This window comes from Streptosporangium sp. NPDC002607, assembly GCF_053592655.1.
In genome coordinates this window covers 46,264-65,409 of sequence record NZ_JBSFWD010000001.1, presented here as the reverse complement: position 1 = coordinate 65,409, position 19,146 = coordinate 46,264, and the positions used below count along the sequence as shown (strand labels likewise).

General features: G+C 69.8%; 16 protein-coding genes. 6 read left to right on the top strand and 10 right to left on the bottom strand.

The features are described from left to right. Positions 1 to 2 precede the first annotated feature (2 nt). The 4 genes from ACWD3H_RS00300 to ACWD3H_RS00285 all read right to left on the bottom strand — a co-directional run bounded on the left by ACWD3H_RS00300 (position 3) and on the right by ACWD3H_RS00285 (position 4,568). Positions 3 to 1,298, bottom strand: coding sequence for a beta-N-acetylhexosaminidase (locus ACWD3H_RS00300; protein ID WP_451953493.1), 1,296 nt, complete (start codon positions 1,296 to 1,298; stop codon positions 3 to 5). A gap of 57 nt (positions 1,299 to 1,355) precedes the next feature. Beyond that, on the bottom strand, positions 1,356 to 2,186 hold the full coding sequence (locus ACWD3H_RS00295) for a carbohydrate ABC transporter permease (RefSeq protein ID WP_350929273.1): 831 nt from the start codon (positions 2,184 to 2,186) through the stop codon (positions 1,356 to 1,358). Further along, a complete protein-coding gene (locus tag ACWD3H_RS00290) occupies positions 2,183 to 3,172 on the bottom strand; it encodes a carbohydrate ABC transporter permease (RefSeq protein WP_451953492.1) in 990 nt (329 codons plus the stop codon). The genes ACWD3H_RS00295 and ACWD3H_RS00290 overlap by 4 nt, the downstream gene beginning before the upstream one ends. Before the next feature lie 109 nt (positions 3,173 to 3,281). Then, complete coding sequence (locus ACWD3H_RS00285) at positions 3,282 to 4,568, bottom strand: extracellular solute-binding protein (RefSeq protein WP_451953491.1); 1,287 nt, start codon at positions 4,566 to 4,568, stop codon at positions 3,282 to 3,284. 137 nt (positions 4,569 to 4,705) lie between these two features. Between ACWD3H_RS00285 and ACWD3H_RS00280 the strand changes: the two genes are divergently transcribed. Next, positions 4,706 to 5,440 carry a GntR family transcriptional regulator gene (locus ACWD3H_RS00280; RefSeq protein WP_350929266.1) on the top strand — a complete coding sequence of 245 codons (735 nt, stop codon included), beginning with the start codon at positions 4,706 to 4,708 and terminating at the stop codon, positions 5,438 to 5,440. 208 nt (positions 5,441 to 5,648) lie between these two features. Continuing rightward, positions 5,649 to 6,335, top strand: coding sequence for a nucleoside/nucleotide kinase family protein (locus ACWD3H_RS00275; protein WP_355550273.1), 687 nt, complete (start codon positions 5,649 to 5,651; stop codon positions 6,333 to 6,335). 160 nt (positions 6,336 to 6,495) lie between these two features. Here ACWD3H_RS00275 and ACWD3H_RS00270 read toward each other — a convergent pair whose 3' ends face one another. From ACWD3H_RS00270 to ACWD3H_RS00260, 3 genes are all read right to left on the bottom strand, one after another. Then, positions 6,496 to 7,248 (bottom strand): GNAT family N-acetyltransferase, encoded by a 753-nt coding sequence (locus ACWD3H_RS00270; protein ID WP_451953490.1) that lies wholly within the window; start codon positions 7,246 to 7,248, stop codon positions 6,496 to 6,498. Beyond that, complete coding sequence (locus ACWD3H_RS00265; RefSeq protein ID WP_451953489.1) at positions 7,245 to 7,985, bottom strand: hypothetical protein; 741 nt, start codon at positions 7,983 to 7,985, stop codon at positions 7,245 to 7,247. Before ACWD3H_RS00265 ends, ACWD3H_RS00270 begins: the two co-directional genes overlap by 4 nt. A gap of 79 nt (positions 7,986 to 8,064) precedes the next feature. After that, complete coding sequence (locus ACWD3H_RS00260; RefSeq protein ID WP_451953488.1) at positions 8,065 to 8,403, bottom strand: hypothetical protein; 339 nt, start codon at positions 8,401 to 8,403, stop codon at positions 8,065 to 8,067. A 313-nt stretch (positions 8,404 to 8,716) separates the two neighbouring features. Between ACWD3H_RS00260 and ACWD3H_RS00255 the strand changes: the two genes are divergently transcribed. The 4 genes from ACWD3H_RS00255 to ACWD3H_RS00240 all read left to right on the top strand — a co-directional run bounded on the left by ACWD3H_RS00255 (position 8,717) and on the right by ACWD3H_RS00240 (position 13,058). Next, positions 8,717 to 10,081, top strand: a complete 1,365-nt coding sequence (locus tag ACWD3H_RS00255; protein WP_451953487.1) for an FAD/NAD(P)-binding protein — start codon at positions 8,717 to 8,719, stop codon at positions 10,079 to 10,081. Positions 10,082 to 10,329: 248 nt separating this feature from the next. Then, entirely contained in the window at positions 10,330 to 10,926 is a 597-nt protein-coding gene (locus tag ACWD3H_RS00250; protein ID WP_355550283.1) for a molybdopterin-binding protein, read from the top strand. Positions 10,927 to 10,964: 38 nt separating this feature from the next. Next, a complete protein-coding gene (locus ACWD3H_RS00245) occupies positions 10,965 to 11,540 on the top strand; it encodes a TetR/AcrR family transcriptional regulator (protein ID WP_451953486.1) in 576 nt (191 codons plus the stop codon). 408 nt (positions 11,541 to 11,948) lie between these two features. Then, positions 11,949 to 13,058: a DUF6745 domain-containing protein gene (locus ACWD3H_RS00240; RefSeq protein WP_451953485.1), complete on the top strand. Its 1,110-nt coding sequence runs from the start codon at positions 11,949 to 11,951 to the stop codon at positions 13,056 to 13,058. A 51-nt stretch (positions 13,059 to 13,109) separates the two neighbouring features. Here the strand turns inward: ACWD3H_RS00240 and ACWD3H_RS00235 are convergent, their stop codons facing one another. From ACWD3H_RS00235 to ACWD3H_RS00225, 3 genes are all read right to left on the bottom strand, one after another. Continuing rightward, complete coding sequence (locus tag ACWD3H_RS00235) at positions 13,110 to 15,650, bottom strand: BTAD domain-containing putative transcriptional regulator (protein ID WP_451953484.1); 2,541 nt, start codon at positions 15,648 to 15,650, stop codon at positions 13,110 to 13,112. Positions 15,651 to 16,526: 876 nt separating this feature from the next. Beyond that, positions 16,527 to 17,621 carry a tetratricopeptide repeat protein gene (locus tag ACWD3H_RS00230; RefSeq protein WP_451953483.1) on the bottom strand — a complete coding sequence of 365 codons (1,095 nt, stop codon included), beginning with the start codon at positions 17,619 to 17,621 and terminating at the stop codon, positions 16,527 to 16,529. Next, on the bottom strand, positions 17,611 to 18,906 hold the full coding sequence (locus tag ACWD3H_RS00225) for an MFS transporter (protein ID WP_451953759.1): 1,296 nt from the start codon (positions 18,904 to 18,906) through the stop codon (positions 17,611 to 17,613). Before ACWD3H_RS00225 ends, ACWD3H_RS00230 begins: the two co-directional genes overlap by 11 nt. Between the last annotated feature and the right edge of the window lie 240 nt (positions 18,907 to 19,146).

Genomic DNA, 19,146 nt, shown 5'->3' with positions numbered 1-19,146 from the left:
TGCTAGGGAATGAGCGGCCCACCACGGACGCCCTGGGCGCTGAGCCGGGCGAGGTGCGGGCCGAGCCGCCGGAGGAAGTCGGGGTAGTCGCCGGGCGAACCCCAGGCGACCTCGGCGAAGGCGCACATCCTGGGCAGGGCCATGAACTCGACCCGCTCGGGTGTGGGCATGTACTCGGTCCACAACTGGCACTGCACGCCCCGCGCGGCCGGGTCGGGTGCGAACGCGTAGGTGTCGGCCAGGGTGAGGACGCGCTCCTGGACCGTCGGTGAGTCCGACCCGGCCGGCTGCTCGTCGAAGGGGGCGGCCGAGGGGCGGTAGTCGAAGTACGTCCGGGTGTGCGGCGCCAGGATGATCTCGTTGTCACCACGGTCGGCCTGCTCGTCCCGCCAGACCATGACCGTCGTGCCGGGCGTCGGCGCGCGGTCGGGCTCGTCCCAGCAGACCAGCCTGCGCGAGTGTTTCTCCAGGTGGGCGGCCATCCGGCCGATGAACCAGGCACACGCGTCCCGCGGTCCGGCCAGCCCCAGCTCGGCCAGCCGCCGCCGCGCCGCCGGACTGCGCTCCCACTCGGTGGTGGGGCACTCGTCCCCGCCGACGTGCACGTAGGTGCTGGGGAAGAGGTCGCAGACCTCGTCGAGCACGTCCTGGCAGAAGCGGACCGTGGACTCCTCCAGGTTGAGGACGTGCTCGCTGATCCCCCACTCCGACCAGACCTCCACCTGGCGGGACGGGTCGTTGCCCAGGTGGGGGTAGGCGGCGATGGCGGCCTGGGCGTGGCCGGGCATCTCGATCTCGGGCACCACCGTGACGAAGCGCTCCGCCGCGTAGGCGACGATCTCCCGGATGTCCTGTCGCGTGTAGAACCCCCCGCGCCGGGCGCCGACCTCGGTGAGCCTGGGATGGCGCTCGACCTCCAGCCGCCACCCCTGGTCGTCGGTCAGGTGCAGGTGCAGCACGTTGAGCTTGTGCTCGGCGAGCAGGTCGACGAGGCGCAGGACGAACGCCTTGGGCATGAAGTGCCGGGCGACGTCCAGCATCACCCCGCGCCAGGCGAACCTCGGCCGGTCCTCGATCGTCCCGTACGGCACCTCGGGCCCCAGCTGGGCGAGGGTCCGCGAGCCGTAGAAGCGGCCGGCCGGGCCGCCGGCGGTGAGCTCGACGCCCGAGGGGGAGACGTCGAGGCGGTAGCCCTCCTCGTCGAGGGACGGATCGTCGGGCATGAGCCGCAGCAGGTCCCGCCGGAACGCGACGGAGCCCCCGTCGACGACCACTTCCCGTGGCCTCGGAATGATCACGTTGGTCTTCCCTTCACGGCGCCCCGGAAGGGCGCGCCTGTGGACGGACGGTGGGACCTATCCCTTGACGGCGCCGGCGATCATCCCTGAGGTGACCCTGCGCTGCAGGACGAGGAAGATCAGCAGCACCGGCAGCATGAAGAGGGTCGAGGCGGCCATGGTGGCGCCCCAGTCGGTGCCGAAGACGTTGCTGAAGGAGGAGAGCCAGACGGGCAGCGTCCGGTCGTCCTGGTTCTTGATGATCAGCGCGTTGGCGAAGGCGAACTCGTTCCACGCGGTGATGAAGCCGAACAGGGAGGTGGACATCAGGCCGGGGGCGAGCAGCGGCAGGACCACCCGGCGGAAGGCGGCCATCCTGCCGCACCCGTCCATCAGCGCCGCCTCCTCCAGTTCGGGAGGGATCGAGGCGAGGAACCCGCGCAGGGTCACGATGGTGAACGGCAGCGTCGTCATGAAATAGATCAGGGTGAGCATCGACAGCCTGTCGAGCATCCCGGTGTCGCGGGCGATGATGAACATCGACACCAGCAGCGCCTCCCAGGGGGCCATCTGGGCGATGAAGACCATCAGGACGAACGCCCTGCGCCCGCGCCAGCGCATCCGGGCCACCGCGAACGCGGCGAGCAGCGCGACCACCAGCGCCAGCAGCACCGCGCTCGCGGTGACGGTGAGACTGTTACCCCAGAACGTCCAGAAACCGTCGGCGCTCACCGCGGTCGCGAAGTGCTCCAGGGTGGGGTGGGCGGGCCAGAAGGTCGGGGTCTGCGACTGGATGTCCCTGGTGGGTTTGAACGCGGTCAGCACCATCCAGTAGACGGGGAAGACCGAGACGGCCAGCACGGTCAGGGCCGCGAGGTTCAGCGGTACGCGACGCAGCGGGACGGTCACAGGTGCTCTCCCTCGTGCTTGAGCATCCGCCGGAGATGGGTGATCAGGAGGGCGACCAGGATCAGCACGGTCAGGCTGGAGATCGCCGAGCCGAGGTCGTACCTGTGCAGTGACTGTGCGACCTGGAACGCGTAGACGGGCAGGGTGGTGGTGGCCTCCTCCGGGCCGCCCTTGCTGATCGCCCAGATCTGGGCGAAGCACTTGAACACCCAGATCACCTCCAGCGAGGTGATCAGGCCGAAGAGCGGCCGCAGGATGGGGAAGGTGACGGTGGTGAAGACCTGCCGCCCGCTCGCGCCGTCGATCCGCGCGGCCTCGTACAGCTCGGCGGGGATGGTGGTCAGGCCCGCGTACAGGGTGAGCGCGGCGAACGGCACGGACTGCCAGACGACCAGGGCGACCAGGATGGCGAAGGTGGAGGTGCCGTGGGCGAACCAGGTGTAGTCCCTGAAGGACTCGAACCCCAAGGTGACCAGCAGCCAGTTGACCACCCCCAGCCGTGACTGGAAGAGCCACTGGAAGATCGTGGTGGCGGCGAGGACGGGGGTCGCCCAGGTGAGCACCAGGCCGCCCATCACGGCCAGCCGCATCCTGCGGCCCAGCCGGGCGATCATCAGTGCCACCGCGGTGGAGACGACCATGATGAGGACGACGTTGACGGCGGTCCAGAGCAGGGTCCTGCGCACCACGGCCCAGAACTCCGCCCCCCCGAGCACCCGCGTGTAGTTGTCCAGGCCGACGAACGCCGCCCCGCCGCGGATCAACTCGCCGGTCCTGAAGTGCTGGAAGGAGATGACGACGCTGCGGACCAGCGGGTAGAGCAGCAGGTAGGCGGTGCCCGCCAGGGTGGGCGCGATCAGCAGGTAGGGCCAGAGGCCGTTCAGCCGGGACGGCCGCGCGCCGGGTCGCGGCGCGGGCGGCGCGGGTGCGGTGGCGTCCCGGTCACGGGCACGCCGCCGGGGCGGGGCCTGGGAGGCAGCGGGCATGGCACTCCTCGGAGCGGACGGTACGGGGGGCGGTGTGAGGCTTGCGCGGACCGGCACGGGTTGTGCGGATGGTGCGGGGAAGCCGGGTGGCCGGCCTGCCGGTCGGGTGTCAGGACTTGGTGTTGAGGATCTCGGCGATGTTCTGGTCCACCTTGGCGGCCTCGGTGGCGGCGTTACCCCCGGTGAGCACCCTGGTCAGATACTCCTTGATCAGGTTCTTGGCCTCGACCGCGGCCCAGTTGGGGGAGTTGGGGGTGGCGTGTCCGCCTGCGGCGCCCGCCGCCATCGCGGCCGTCGCCTCGTTGCCGCTCAGCGCGCCCGCGAGGGAGACGCGGTTGGGCACGTAGCTCATCTCCTTGGCCATGTCGACCTGGAACTTCTCGCCCGCCAGTGCCTTGACCACCTGGTAGGCCGCCTCGTGGTTCTTCGAGGCCTCGGGGATGACCAGGTCGGAGCCGCCGGTGAACACCGCGCCCGGCCTGTCGGCGGTCTTGCCCGGGATCGGGAAGAACCCGAGCTTGCCCTTCAGTTCCGGATTGGCCTTCTCGATCGCCACCGCGCCACCGGGCGCGGAGATGAGCTGGGCGACGTCGCCCTTGGCGAAGACGTCGGCCTGCGGCGGCTTGGCCTCGTCGGAGTCCTTGGGGCCCTTGCCCAGCGCCTGGAGGGTCCGGTAGAACTCGATGCCGGCCAGCGCCTGGGGGGTGCCGAGGCCGCCCTTCCAGGTGCCGCCCTCGTTGACCGCGAGGTCGCCGCCCTCGTCCCAGATGAATCCCGCCAGGGTGTACCAGTTCTGGCCGGGCAGGTAGATGCCCTGGTCGCCGCCCTTGTTGAGGTTGGCCGTGATCTCCAGCCACTCCTGCCTCGTCTTCGGCGGGGCGGTGATGGACGCCTTGGCGAACAGGTCCTTGTTGTAGATCACCACCCGGTTGGCGGCGTACCACGGGATGCCGTACTGGCGCCCGTCGATCCTGCCCGGTTCGGCCAGGCCGGGCAGCCAGTCGCCGCCGCCCAGGTCGGCGACCTTGTCGGTGAGGTCCTTCACCCCGCCGCTGGCGGCGTACTCGGCGACCTGGGTGTTTCCGACCTCGATGACGTCCGGGGCGTCATTGCTGGCCAGGGCGCTGGTCACCTTCTGCCCGATGCCGTCCCACTCCTGGACCTGGATGTCCAGGGTGACACCCGGATGGGCCGCCAGGTAGTCGGTGCGGAAGCGGTCGAGCAGGGCGTCGGAGAAGCTGTCCCGCATGACCCACACGGTCAGGTTCGTGGCGCCCTTCCCGGTGCCGGCCGAGCCGGGCGAGTCCGCGGAGGGTGACGGCTCGGCGGAGCCGCATGCGGTGAGGCCGGCGGCGAGTGTCAGCACTGCCGCGGTGGCGCGGAGGCGATGCCCCATCGGTACTCCCAGAGGTCATGTATTGGTAAGTAATTGGCCTGCTCCGCATAGGGTGGCTCTTACCAGTTCCGTCGTCAAGGCTTGTTTTTTCTCGGACGACTGGTAACAAATAGGTAAGGTCTAGGTAAGGTGGGGGCGTGACGCTAAACATGAGGTCCGGGCTCAAGCGCGACCGGGTGCGCGATGTCCTGCTCGACTTCATCGCCGACATGAAACCGGGCGAGGCGATCCCCTCGGAGCGGGATCTCTGCAGGGAGCTCGGAGTCTCCCGGCCCACGGTGCGCGCGGCGATCGACGATCTGGTCAGGTCGGGGCTGCTCGTCCGCGAGCGGGGGCGCGGCACCTTCACCGGGCCGCACCGGGTCACCCAGGCGCTGGCGTCGACGACGGGCAACTCGTTCTACGCGCCACCCGCCGAGGGCAACTGGCTCAGCCGCATCCTGGAGTTCGGCTCCGCCCCCGCGGGCGCGCGGCTCGCCTCCCGGCTCCAGCTCTCTCCCGCCGACCCCGTCCTGAGGGTCGTCCGGCTACGCGTCGTCGACGACGAGCCCATGGCGATCGAGCGCATCCATCTGCCGCACGCCCTGGTCGACGGCCTCGTCCCGGCCGACATGGAGTCGGGGTCGTTCTACCGATTCCTCCGGGAACGTTTCAATGTCGACGTCCGCACCGCGGTGCAGACGATAGAGCCCACGGTCACCGACGAGACCGAGGCCAAGTTGCTGCACGTCCCCCAGCACGCCCCGGCCCTGCTCTTCGAGCGCACCACCCGCGACGTCGGCGGCCGGATCGTCGAGTTCACCCGCTCGATCTACCGGGGCGACCGCTACCGGGTGACCTCGGAACTCTCCTTCAACGCCGACTCCGGCTGACCCCGCAGGGTCAGCCGGAGGCCGGGTCCCGGGGCCGCCCCCCGCGCGCCCCGAGCCGCTCACTTGATCGCGGCCAGCTCCTGCCAGAGCCACTGCTCCTCATCGTCACGACCTAGACGGCGAAAAGGGGGAAAAGTGGTGCATCGTGTTCCGGCAGGCGTACGACCCGGGCTGGAGGACGGGGGGCGGCTCGGCTAGGTTCGGGGAGATGACCTCCCTCGACGAACTCGCCGCTCGGGCCCGCTCTCTCGTACGGGAGGGGCACCGCGCGCTGCTGGGCATCACCGGCGGTCCGGGGGCCGGCAAGACCACCCTCGCCGAGCACCTGGTCGAGATGCTGCGCCCGGCGCCTCCCGAGGGGCTGCCGGCGCGGGAGTGGGTGGCGTACGTGCCGATGGACGGCTTCCACCTCGCCGACGTCGAGCTCGACAGGCTCGGGCGTCGCGACCGCAAGGGGGCGCCCGACACCTTCGACGCCGCCGGCTACGCGGCACTCCTCCGCCGCCTGCGCGAGGACGAGGATGACGTGGTCTACGCGCCCGCCTTCGAGCGCGACCTGGAGCAGCCGGTCGCCGGCAGCATCCCGGTCACCCGGGCCGCCAGGCTCGTCGTCACCGAGGGGAACTACCTGCTGCTCGACCAGGGCGACTGGTCACGCGTACGGCCGCGGCTCCACGAGGTCTGGTACTGCGACCTCGGCCCCGACGAGCGGGTGCGCCGCCTTGTCTCCCGCCACGAGTACTTCGGCAAGGATCGCGACGACGCGGTCGCCTGGGTGCTGGGCACCGACCAGCGCAACGCGGACCTCGTCGCCACCACCCGCTCTCGCGCCGATCTCGTCATCCCCGACGCGGTCCTCCGCTCGATCGGCTCCCCCGAGAAGACGGCCGGCTGACCGTGAGCCTTCCTGCGGGCGTCCCGGCTCCGGAACGCCCGCGGGCGGGGAGCCGGTGCGGGGATCCCCAGCCCGGCGAACTCCGGATCGAGCGGCCTCTCGCCCGCGGGGAGCACCGAGTTCCCGCGGGCTGAGGTCGTGCACCGAAGGCGGAGCGGGGTCAGGGGCGCACCCCCTGGATGTGGGCGGTGCCCTCGGCCGAGAGGTTGTTCATGTGCCGCCGCAGTTCCGCCGCGGTGGGTCCGAGGCTGAGCCGGTGTGCGATCACGCGTACGGTGTCCTGGTAGTGGGCGGAGAACTTGTCCGTGTCCGGGAACGCCTGCCAGCCGAGGTGGCCGAACAGCAGGTGCTGGCCCTGGCCGGTGCCGAACGTGCTGAGCAACAGGGAGGCACCCAGGGCGTGGCCGGCCGCGACGACCGCGTTCACCATCCAGCTGCCCAATCCCTGGCCCTGCAGTTCGGGAGCCGTGGCCAGCCAACCGGCTTCGAACACCGACAAGGCGGGAACCTGCATGTTCGCGAGCATGTCGGCGTACTCCCGGTCGCCGAGGTGGCGCCGAGTCTGGAAACGGGGCGCCAGCTTCGGGGGCGCCAGGCGGACGCAGCCGACGATCTCCGCACTGCCCTCCAGATAGGCGATGAGATGGTAGGAGCCCAGGTCGAGACTCTGCGCGTCGACGTAGTCGGTGTCGGCGACCCGGAAGCTCGGTCTGCTGCCGTTGTCGTACAGGACCCACGCACGGAACCGGCGGACCGCCTCCAGCCACTCCGCCGGCTGCTCGAAGGGTGACTGCCGGTGAACCCGAAGGTCGACCATCAGGCCTTCCCTGGTGTCCACGGAACCCGCCTCGCGCCACAACCTGGTCTCGGGGATCGGGAAGCGCAGCTCCTGCTCGGTCGGCTGAGCGCTCACACGCCGACCTTGTCCGATTCCAGGTCGGCCTTCGCGAGATCGAGGCACTCGGCCATGAAGGCCGCGTACCACGTCAGCGCGGTCTTGCCTGTCTCCACCATCAGGTCCAGCGCGTCGGGGAACTGCTTGAGGAGCTCTCCGAGCTGCCGCTGGTTGAAGGCGGTGCGGCCGGCGTCGAGTTCCACGTGCTCGGCCAGGAAGCTGTAGCACGCCGGGTCCGAGCCGAAGACCCGCTGGCAGTTGACGAGCAGGGTGGGGCCGATCGTGATCGACAGTCTTTCGATCTCGTACTCGATGGCGAGCTGGAGGAACGGCCTCGGCCCCGAGATCACCTTTTCGTGGAGCTTGGCGTAGAAGTTCGTGCTGGCCAGCGGGGGAGCGGCCAGCAGGAGCTCGGTGTCGAGCGGCTCGCCGAACCTCTCCTGCCACCAGTCGGCGATGGCCTTCGCGTCGGTGACCATCATCCGGTCGTGCCCGGCCTCCGCCCTGGCGTGCGCTTTCAGCGCCTTCTCCAGCTTCTCCATGCCCAGCTCGCCGCAGCGTACGCCGGCACTGGAGATCCAGTGCTCCACGTCATGCGTCATGTGGACGCCGTGTGCGTTGAAACGCAGCATCCAACGGGCGAACAGCCTTTCGTCGGCGTCGGCGGAGGAAATCTCGGAAACGGCCGCGTCTTCGAGGAAACGCCGACGGCTGGCCTGTAGTGATCCTTCGTACTCGTCCATGACCGTGCTCAAAGGAAGTCTCCCTGGTTTGTCATCCGTAGGATGATCATGATGCGATTGTCCGACGGCGGGGCTTCTCGGTAAGTCAGCCTCAACAGAGCCTGAACAGCTGGAAATCCCAGACGTCCGTCATCTCTGCCGCATTGAACTTGTCGATGTAAAGATGCATTGTCCCGGCTTTGGTGTCAATGGATTCCTCGCGCGTTCCGGACTTCACGGGATCGACGTCGGCGGTGTGATTTCGATCTTGAAGAGTCCCCGCGGGGCCGGTATCGCCGCCCGCCCCCCTTCCGAACACCTGGGATGGATCGCGGCCGTCGATCCCGTGAAGTCCGGCGCCGTCCGGAGGCGGCCGAGGGGACCGCAGTCCGGTGCTCGCTTTTGTTTCAGCTGAAAACATCATTTTCAGATGGGGAGAAAGAACGTTCACGCGCCGGGGTGGAAGCCGCCGTCATGGCGGGCCGGGAGTCGCTCGACGGGCACGTTGCCAACCGCAACGAGGGGGTCGGCCGGCCGCTCTCCGGTGAGGTCGGCGCAATGCAGGTGCGCGCGAGGTGGACATCGCCGGTCGGCCGGGTGGGGTTGGGGAGTCCGGCGGGCGCGGACGTGGTCGGTTGAGATCGCCGGCATCCTCGGTTCACCCCGCTGTGGCCACTGATGAGCTCTCGGAACAGCGGGGATGGGCCGGTTCGCAACGCAATTAGGTGCATAACCTACATGTTTAGTGGGTTATTGTGAGTGGCATGTCGGGTTCTCAAGTGGTCGCCGTCGTGGGTGGCGGCGCGAGCGGCACCCTGGCCGCGGTCCACCTCCTGCGCGAGGCGCGGGTGCGCGCCGTGCCGCTGGAGGTCGTGATGATCGACCGGTACGGGCGGCACGGGCTGGGGCAGGCCTATTCCACCGTCGATCCCCACCACCTTCTCAACGCCGGCGCCGACAAGATGAGCGGGCTGGAGGGCGACGCCGGCCACCTGCTGGGCTGGGCCCGTGATGCGGGGTTGGCGGTTTGCGGCTCCGATTACCTGCCCCGGCGGATCTACGGGCGTTACCTGCGCGCGCTGCTGGACGGCGCCGAGGAGTGGCCCGTCCGGGGGGTGCGCAGGGTGACCGGTACGGCCGAGGCTTTGACCGGCGATCCGGGCTTGCGGGTGCATCTGTCCGGCGGCGGGCACGTCGAGGCCGGCGCCGTCGTCCTGGCGCTGGGCAATCGCGCCCCGGCGGCCCGGCCGCGCGTCGTGGAGGCAGGGAGTCCCCGATACGTCGCCGACCCGTGGGCGCCGGAGGCGCTGGCCCGCGTCGGCGACGGCGCGCCGGCGCTCGTGCTGGGGACCGGGCTGACGATGGTGGATGTGGCGGTCACCGTGACCGGGGCGCACCCGGATGCGGTGGTGTACGCGGTGTCCCGGCACGCCCTGCTGCCGCGGCCGCACCCCGATCCCGTGCCGCCCCCGGTGGCGATGCCGTTCCCGGACGGGCCGCTGGGGATCGCCACCCTGCTGCGCGCCGTGCGCGTCGCGGTCAGGGACAACGGGGGCGACTGGTGCGGCGTGGTCGACGGCCTGCGGCCGCAGACCCAGAGCCTGTGGGCCCGGCTCTCCCTCGATGACCAGCGGCGGTTCCTGGACCTGGCCGCCCGCTACTGGGAGGTCCACCGCCATCGGATCCCGCCCGCCACCGCCGCCCGGATCGCCGCCCTGCGGGCCGCGGGCCGCCTCCACGTGCTGCGCGGGCAACTGGTCCGGGCCGTGACCGGCCCCGGCGGGCTTCGCGTCCACCTGGACACCGGCGGTGGCGCGGTCAGGGAACTCGACGTCGGCTGGCTGGTCAACGCCACCGGTCCCGGCGCCGACATCGCCCGCGACCCCTTCCTGGCCGCTCTCCTCGCCACCGGCACGGCCCGGCCCGACCGTCTGGGGCTCGGCCTGGAGGCCGGCCCCGGCGGCGTGGTCCTGGACGCGGCCGGACGGCCGGACGGCCGGATCTTCGCCCTGGGCCCGCTGCTGCGCGGAAGCCTGTACGAGAGCACCGCGATCGCGGAGATCCGCGCCCAGGCCGCCGCCCTCGCCCCCCGCCTCCTCGACGCGATCACCCTCGCTCCCCGCCTCTGAAGGAGGGGAGCAGCCCCTCTGCGGGAGAGGCCGGGGAAGGACTCGGAGCGAGGGATCACGCCGAAAAATTGATGCGTTCGCTCTCCCGCAGGATGCGGATGCGAGAAGAAATCTCGACCGGCTCTCGTGCCTGCCATAGTTATGTGCCTTTACCCTCGCATATGCGTGTGATCGAGACGCGGGGCGGGAATATTGCGGTAAAGGTCCATGTCCATGACCTGATCACGGGCGAGGGAGGGCTGAGGCCCATGTCGATCGACGTCCCCGATCGTGTCCGCGCCGGCGGGCGGCTGCGCCTGTCGGGCGACCTGTCCCTTCCCGGACTGTTGAGCATGGCCGATCTGCGTGCCTTGCCGCAGCGGACGGTGGAGGTCGGCTTCGCCTGCCGTACCTCGGGAACCCGGCACCACCGCTTCACCGGCCCCCTGCTCCTGGATGTGGCCCGCGCGGCCGGGCCGGTCTTCGACGCCTCCGAGCGCAAGGATCGGCTGCGGTTCCTGGTGTCGGTGCTGGGGCGCGACGGCCATCACGCGGTGCTGTCGTGGGGGGAGATCGACCCGGAGTTCGGCGATGTCCCGGTGCTGGTGGGCGTCCGGATGGACGACGACGACCTGGACGCGCGCGGGCCGCACCTGGTGGTGCCCGGAGACCGGTGCGGAGGACGGCACATCAGCGAGGTCGTCGAGATCCGCATCTGCGCGGACGCGCGCCTGTGGAAAGAGACGCCGGACGACCTGAAAAGAATGGAGGGCGTACCGGATCGTGTCGGCCGCTCGTCCCCGAGCGGTGCCGGAGCCGCAGATCATTCCGGTGAGGAGCCCGGAACCGCCGTGCCCCGGCCGTGACGGGTGGTCCTCCTGCCCGGGACACGGATCCGGTTAGTATGGCCCGCGTGAGCAGGAGTGATCAAAAATATCCTTATCATCACGGTGACCTGCGACGAGCTTTGCTGGACGCCGCCATGGAGGCCATCGCGAAGGACGGACCCGCCGCGCTCAGCCTGCGCGACGTGGCCCGCCATGTGGACGTCTCACACGCCGCGCCAACCCATCACTTCCGCAACAAGACGGGCCTTCTCACCGCGATAGCCGTGGAGGGTTACCATCAGCTGGCCGATGAGTTGGAGCGAGCGCGGGCGGTTGGCGGGCTCGTCGAGCTCGGCGTCGCCTACGTGCTCTTCGCCACCGGTAACCGGGCGTATTTCGCGGTCATGCGCGCCACCGACCTGCTCGACACCAGGGACCCCGAATTCGTGGCCGCTCGCGAGCGAACCGGGCACCAGCTGCTGCGCGGCACGGCGAGGCATCCCGGTTCGGCCGACTGGACCGTCGCCCTGGCGGCGTGGGCGCTCATGCACGGTCTTGCCAACCTGTTCGTGGAGGGCAACATCCAGCCCGAGCCGGGAAGTGACATCGAGGAGCTGACCCGCGCTCTCACCCGTCGGCTCGTTCCTCGCTGACCTCAAGATGACGGCCGCCCCGCGTTCGGCCGGGGCGAGGGCCGTCCCCCGAGGGCCTTGCCATGCGTTCGAGCCTCGCGCACAGGGCGGAGCGCGCCCGCGGCCCCGCCATGAGACAGCGCGACTCGGCGGGCCGCGTCGGCAGAGGCCGCATCCGGGAGCGTGCGACGGCCGATTCGCGACGTCGACCCCGTGAGTCAAGGTGGGGGTGCGCTGGGCGCCAAGCATCCACCAAGAACGGCAGGCGAAGCTGGTGCCCGACAGTCCGGCTCGGACCTCGTTACGTGACAGGAGATCCATCAGTCCTGTCCGTATCTGACGTGCGAATGGAGAGAACACTTGAGCACCATGTGTCCATCCGCCTTCGGGGGTGATCTCACCTCTGAACACGAGGAAATCATTGACGCCGTGCTCCGCGAGTGGATGGACCACGGACTGTCCACCGTGGCCGTCGACAAGGACAGGGCGGAATGGGCCGTGCGCCACGCGTACGGCGCCGCCGGGCTGGACGCCCCCTCTCTCGTGATATGGGCCGACTCCCCGATGGAATGTCTGTCGACCGTCACGGCCTTCGACCGGCTTCCCCCCGCGAACCCCTCGTGGGAGCGGTCCGTGGAGGTCCGCCGGAGCGGGCTCGGCGACGACCTGCGGGTTTCCAGCAGGAGCCAGGTCAAGGAGGAGCTCAAAGACCGGCTCAAGGACCAGATGCACGACCGGCTGAGGGCCCGGCTGGGCAACCAGCTCTGGGACCGGTTGCGGAGCCAGCTCAAGGAACGGCTCTGGGAGCAGCTCTGGCGGCAGCTCAGAGCCCAGCTTGGAGGCCAGCTCCTCGGCCGGCTGTGGGAGCAGTTCCGGTCCGAGACCTGCACATACGTGTGGGGGATCCTCGACATCTGGCGCGAGGCCTATTGGATCGCACTGTACACCTGCGCTTTCCGGATAGCCGGGCTGGAGCCCGGCGAGCGTCTGGAGACGCTGGCGGAGGCGAGCCGGCACCTCGGCTGGTGGATCCCGCTGAACGGGGCGGTGGTCCTGTCCGAACGTCCCATCGCCATCCTCCGGGACGACGACCATCGGCTTCACTGCGAAACCGGCCCCGCCCTTTCCTGGCCCGACGGGTACGCGCTCCACGCCTGGCACGGCATCCGGGTCCCCGAGTGGGTCATCACCGATCCCACCCCCGAGGCCATCCTGGCCGAGGGGAACGAGGAGATCCGCAGGTGCGCCATCGAATCCCTCGGTTGGTACCGCTACGTCGCCGCCGCGGGGCTGAAGCTCGTCGCGGAAGCCGCCGACCCCGGTGATCCCGGCCGCACCCTCTCGCTCTACGACGTGCCGACGCAGGTGTTCGGGGAGCACGTCCGCGTCCTGCTGTCCGCCGACGGCGGGAATGAGCGTGACGGGGTCCCGGGCAAGTCGGGGCTGATAGTCCCCGTCGAGACGGCCACGCCGCTCGACGCGGTCGACTGGAGCCGAGGGTTGACCGCCGATCGGTACAGGTCGCCGTACCGGGCCTGACCACGGCACGCGCGAATGGCCGGTCGGTGGTGGCCGCGGTGCCCTTCCCCGTCACCCGCGAAACCGGCGGCTCATGAACAGAGCCTGCCTGTACGGAGGTGCACGGCACGGGTCGCGATCCACCGCCTCCGGGCCCTTCGGCTGCCTGGTCGTGGCCTGCGCCTCGTCTGCCGCCTCGGTGAACCGGGTCGCCTCCTCGCCTCCGAAACCCGCGACCTCGAAGGCGAGTGAGGTGAGCAGCAGGCAGCGTGCCGCGCGGTCGCCCGCGGGCAGCAGGGAGAGCGCCTCCTCGATGACCTGGACGACCTCTTGGAAGCCCTTGTCGCCACCCCCGGTGCCGTATACCGCCGGCTTGTCCAGTACGCCGACGACCCGTGCGGTCAGCTCGGGGTCGGCGTGCGGAAGGGCCAGCTGGATCGCCCGCTTCCACAGCTCCCTGGCGTCGTCCAGCTTGTCGCAGAGCGCCAGAGCGGTGACCCATCGCACGAGCAGTTCCAGATCCTCCTCGTCCGCGAATTCGATCGCCCGTCCCCAGAGGGAAGCCGCCTCGCGGTACGCCGAGCGTCCTTTGGCTCGCTCGGTGGCGAGCACGCAGTGGCGAGCGGCGGCTGAGGGCTTCCCGCTCGCGGCGAAGTGGTGGGCCACGGCGGCGGCCTCGCGCGGGCGGAGCCGTTCGAGAGACGCGGCGATCCTGCCGTGGGTGCGGATCTGCCGCAGGCGGGACATCTCACCGTAGAGCGCGTCCCGGGTGAGGGCATGGGTGAAGCGGAGCCCACCACCCTCGGGCTCGACGAGCAACCCGGCTGTCAGGGCCGCCTCGACCGCTTCCACGACGACTTCCTCCCCGTTGCCGTTCACATCGATCAGCACGTCGATGTCGAAGTCCCTGCCGATGACCGCCGCCTCGCTCAGCACGCCCCGGATGGACGCGGGCAGGCGGGCGAACCTGCGCCGGAGCACGTCGCGTATCCCCGCGGGCACGGTCGACAGGGCGGCGTCCTCGCCCTCCGTGGCGATCAGGCGGGCGGTCTCGCGCAGGAAGAAGGGGTTGCCGCCGGTGCGGTCGGTTACGGCGGCAAGCACGCCAGGCGTCACCGCCCTGCCCGAGACGGAGGCCACGAGCCGCTCCGCCGTGTCCTGGTCGAGCCCGTCCAGGACGATGCGGAGCGGCTCGTGGCGGGCCAGCGTGGCCAGTGTCTCCGCGAGTCCGTTCGCCTCCTCCTCGCGGAAAGTGCCGACGATGAGGACCTCGGCGTCCCTCAGCTCGGAAACCAGGTCCACGAAGATGGCCAGCGTCTCATCGTCGGCCCGGTGCAAGTCGTCGAGGACGAGCAGTAGCGGGGAGACCCGGGCCACCTCCGCCAAATACGCCGCCAGGTCGCGGCGGAACCGGAACCGTTCGGCGGTGAGGTTCGCGTCACCGTGGACGGGGTACGGGGCATCCGGATCGGCGAGCAGCCGCCGGATCCGCGCGGCCACCGCCTTGGCGGGGGCCACGCGAGCCGTGAGAGTACGCAGAATCTCCACCCACGCCCATCCGGCCGGAGCTCCGCCGGTCTCCGGGCAGCGGCTGATGGCGGCCTGCCGACCAGAGCGCGAGTGTCCGGCGACAACCGCTTTCACCAGGGCGGACTTTCCTATGCCCGCCTCACCGCTGATCAGCGCGATGCCCCGGGACATCCCGGCGAGCAGGGCCAGTTCCCTCTTCCTGCCGAATATCGGGTCGAGGGTCTCCGGACCCGCCTCGGCCCTTACCCGGCGGAGTCTCTCCGGCGAGGACAACGTTGTGGAGGAGGTCATGTGCTCCAAGGGCTTGTTCGCGGCGACCGGCCGCGCGATCTCGGGAGATTGCGAGAGAATGTCGGCTTCCAGCCGTTGCAGTGCCGGACTCGGGTCGACGCCGAGTTCCTCGGCGATGGTGTGGCGGGCCTGTCTGAGTGCGACGAGCGCGTCCCCCTGCCTGCCCTGGTGGTAGAGGGCGATCGCGAGCAGCCGCCATCCCTCCTCCCGTAGCGGGTGCTCGGCGAGGTGGGCGCGCAGGTCGGCGATCACGGTGCCCGGCGAGTCGAGCGCGATTGCCGCGGTCGCGCGGTGCTCGACGGCCATGGTGTGCAGCTCGTCCAGGCGGGCGATCTCGGACAGCGCCCAGTCGGCCGTGGCGAACTCGGCGTACGCCGGTCCCCGCCAGATCTCGATTGCCGCGTCGAGCTCGCGCAGAGCCGCGCGGGCGTCTCCTGCGCCCAGGAACGCGGCTCCCCGCCGAGCCATGTCCTCGAACCGCCAGGCGTCCGCCTCCTTGCTCCGTATGGCATAGCCAGGAGAGACCGTGACCAGCACCTGGGGCGGGGTGCCCGCCGCGCGGTCCGATTCCAGGACGCGCCGTAGGTTGGAGACGTAGGCGTGCACCGAGGTGACGGCGCTTCCCGGCGGGTGGCCGCCCCACAGGTCGTCGATCATGCGTGTGATCGGCACGACTTGGCCGCGGGCGACCAATAATCGCCCGAGAACCGAACGCTGTCGTGGTGCCCCGAGGTTCACCGGCCTTCCGGCGCCGATTACTTCGAACGCTCCAAGAACCCGAAATGCCACCATTAGTGCCCACTCAGCATCGAGCGTCGGCAGGCCTGGACCTGGCACGTGCCACTTCCGGAGTTCGGACATGGCGATGCCGCAGCCTGCCGCGCAAGCGTGCCCACGCCGGTCTTCCGCGAATCAGGACGACTCGCGGGCGGACCGGCAACGGGATTTCCGACGGATCCCACGACCGCGGTCATCGGGAGGACCAGGCCGACCATGCCGGGGTCGGCGCCCATGCGCGGTGCGTGAGGGGGAGAAGGAATGATTCAGTACCGACTGCGGGCGCGGCGTCGTCACGAGGACACGCATCCGCCGAAAACATCGATCACTAACCCGCGTGACCGCCCCATCACATCATCGTGGAGAGGCTCCGCGGAGAGTTGGCTTGTCGTAGTGGATGAACAGCCGCGTGCGGGCTGGCGTGACATGGGCGTCTTCCTATGGGGGCGGCTTGGTTCTGGACTGCGGAACCGAGCGGTTTGAACGCAATCACAATCACCGATCCCCCTTGAGGAGAGCTTGGAATCCACTGCAAACCCTGGCAGTGGTCTCGACCACCTGCCTGACTCTCCCGTCAAGGCCCCCTTTCGGCGCTGTGCGCGCCGCTGCCGGCGCGACGCACGCGCCTGAGGACCTGGTGCCGTACCCCTGTGGCCGAAGAAGGCGAACGGCCGCTGGTCCGGATCCGCCGTCGGCTCCTCGGCCGGCCCGTGGCTCGGGGACGCGGCGGGGCGACCCCGTACGCCGCGAAGGCGTCGCCGAACCGGTGCGGGGAGGCGGCCCGTACGGGGTCGGCCCGCCGAACAGTGTCGACAGGCCGGTCAGCTCCATCCCTGCGGTTCGTCGAGGGGGCACGGTACACGCCGCGGTCCCGGACGCGCGCCCGCTGATTTACCGGGCTTCCGGTGAGCTCATCAACCGCCGACAGGCGTCGAGGTTGCCGAGGCAGGCCAGCCGGACGGGTTGGTCCCGCTCCACCACGCCGTCCAGCAGGTTCAGCGCCCGCTCCAGGAACGTCACGGCCTCCTTTGGCCGGCCGCTCCCGCGCAGGGTCGCCGCGAGGTTGTTCAGGGCCACGGCCAGCTCGGGATGGTTCTCGCCCAGAAGCTCTTCCTTGATCGTGAGCACCTTGCGATAGGTCGCCTCAGCCGCTTCCAGATCCCCCCTGGTGTACTGGAACGCGGCGAGGTTGTTCAGAGTCGACGCGACCTCGTAGTGCTCGGGCCCGAAGTGCTCCTCGAAGACGGCGAGGGCCTCGCGCAGCAGCCGCTCGGCCTCCTCCTCCTCGCCGAGCTCGCGCAGGATCGCGGCGAGCGCCACCTGGTCGCCGGAGACCTCAGGATGGGCGGGACCGTGTACCAGCCGCCGGATCTCCACCGCGCGGCGGGCGAAGGGCTCGCCGAGCGCGTGGGTGCCGCGTGCGTGGTTCAGCCCGCCGAGGTTGTGATTGATGTCGGCGAGGTAGGGATGGTCCGCGCCGTGCAGGGCTTCGACGATCTTCAGAGCGCGCTGGTACGACCGCTCGGACTCGTCGAACCGACCGGTGTACTTGTGAAGTACGCCCAGGCTGTTGCAGACCCGGACGACGGCGAGGGAGTCAGGGCCGCAGGATTCCTCCGCCAGGACCAGCGCGTTCCTGAGCATTACGTCGGCGTCGCCGTAGCGCCCCCTGGCCCGCAGCAGGTCGGCGCGGTCCACGGTCACCCGTAGCCGGATCTCCGGATCGCCCGTCCGGGTGACCTCGGCCGCGCGTTCGAGGTGGCGTTCGGCCTCATCGTGGCGTCCGAGGCGCAGGCACAGCTGGCTCGCGAGCATCAGGGCGTCGGCGAGATCGCCACCGGCGTCCGGGTGGCCCGCGCGGGCGCCGCCGGTGAGATCGTGGACGGCGACCATGACGCCGTCGTACGCCTCCGCATAGCGGCCTGCCCGCTCGTGCTCACGGGAGAGGTCGAGGTCCGTCATGGCGGGTGTCTCTTCAGCCGTCATGCGAGCCGCCCCCCTGTGCCACCTCGATCGCCTCGGTGGGAGTCGTTTCGGCGGAGACCCCGTTCACCGACGGGGGAAGGAACCGCTCCAGCCGGATCGCCTGGCCGGCCACCAGGACGAGCACCCCCACCAGCACCATGAAGAGCACCGAACCGTAGCCGGCGCCGAGCGCCATACCCGCCAATCCGGGGCCGATGACGTAACCACTGGTCCATGCGAGGGTGTACGCCCCGTTGTACCGTCCCCTGTTCGAGTCGTCGGCGAGATCGTTGATGATCGGCGGGATGGTCGGGGCGAGGAAGGCATCCCCGATGGCGAACAGCGTCAGCGCGATCGTGAATCCGGTCAGGGCGATCCCGCCGTCTCCCAGTAGCGGGGTGACCAGTACCGTCGCCCACGCCGCGGCCATCAGCACGGCGCAGAGCGCGAACCCGCGAGTTCGGCGCCGGCCGGTCATGAGACGGAGCACGAAGAGCTGGGCGACCACGATCATGCAGGTCTGCACGATGAAGGTGAAGCGCAGGCCTCCGGCGTCGAGCCCGCCGACCTCGGTGGCGTAGATCGGATAGGCGGTGTAGTAGGCCGCGAACCCGCACACGACCACGGCCACCACCAGAACCCAGATCCTCCGCAGCGTCCGGTTCGAAACCACCTCGCGATAACCGCCCGCGACGGAGGTGATCGGCGTTTTCTGGATCTGTGGAGGATTATGCGTGAACCGGGCGATCAGCATGGCGAAGATCAGGAACGTCACCGCGTCCAACAGGTAGAGGATCACGAAGCTCCGCAACGACGAGAAGCTCACCACGAACGCCGCCACCAGCCCTCCGGCGCTGTGGCCGACGTTGACGGTGGCCTGCCGGACCGCGAAGGCCTGCGCCCGCAACTCCGCGGGCACCGAGCCGCCGAGAAGCGACTGGAAGGCCGGTGCCGTGATCGCGATGCCGAGCCCGTACACCCCGGCCGCGAGAAATCCCTGCCAGGCCGACTGGATGACCGCCAGGCCCGTGGTTCCCGCGGCGACGGTGACAAGGCCCGCCACGCTGGTCTGCCGCGCGCCGAAGCGATCCGAGAGCAGACCGCCGAGAGGGTTTCCGATGAGTCCCGCGACCGCGATCATCGAGAAGATCGGCCCTGCCAGGGCAAGGTCGATATCCCGCATGCGGTGTAGGTAGACGAGGAAGAAGGGCAGTGTCATCCCCGTGCCGAGCGCGGACACGGCATCGCCGCTGAGAATGAGCCAGGTCTGTCGTGGAAGACGTGGCACTAATCCACGCACCGGCATCTGCTTCACCTATCCTGCTTGTCGTCTGCGGTGATCCGTGGTTTCAGAAGGACCGTTCAATGCCGTTGGCGGCCTTCCTGAACCTGCCGTTCCTCGCCGGGGCGTTTCCGGCGAGGAACGACGCCTCTGTGCCTCGCCGTCTTAGAGGACGGTGTCGCTGTGGTTGGTGGACAGGCCCGGGGTGAGGACGGTGTCGCTGTGGTTGGTGGACAGGCCCGGGGTGAGGACGGTGTCGCTGTG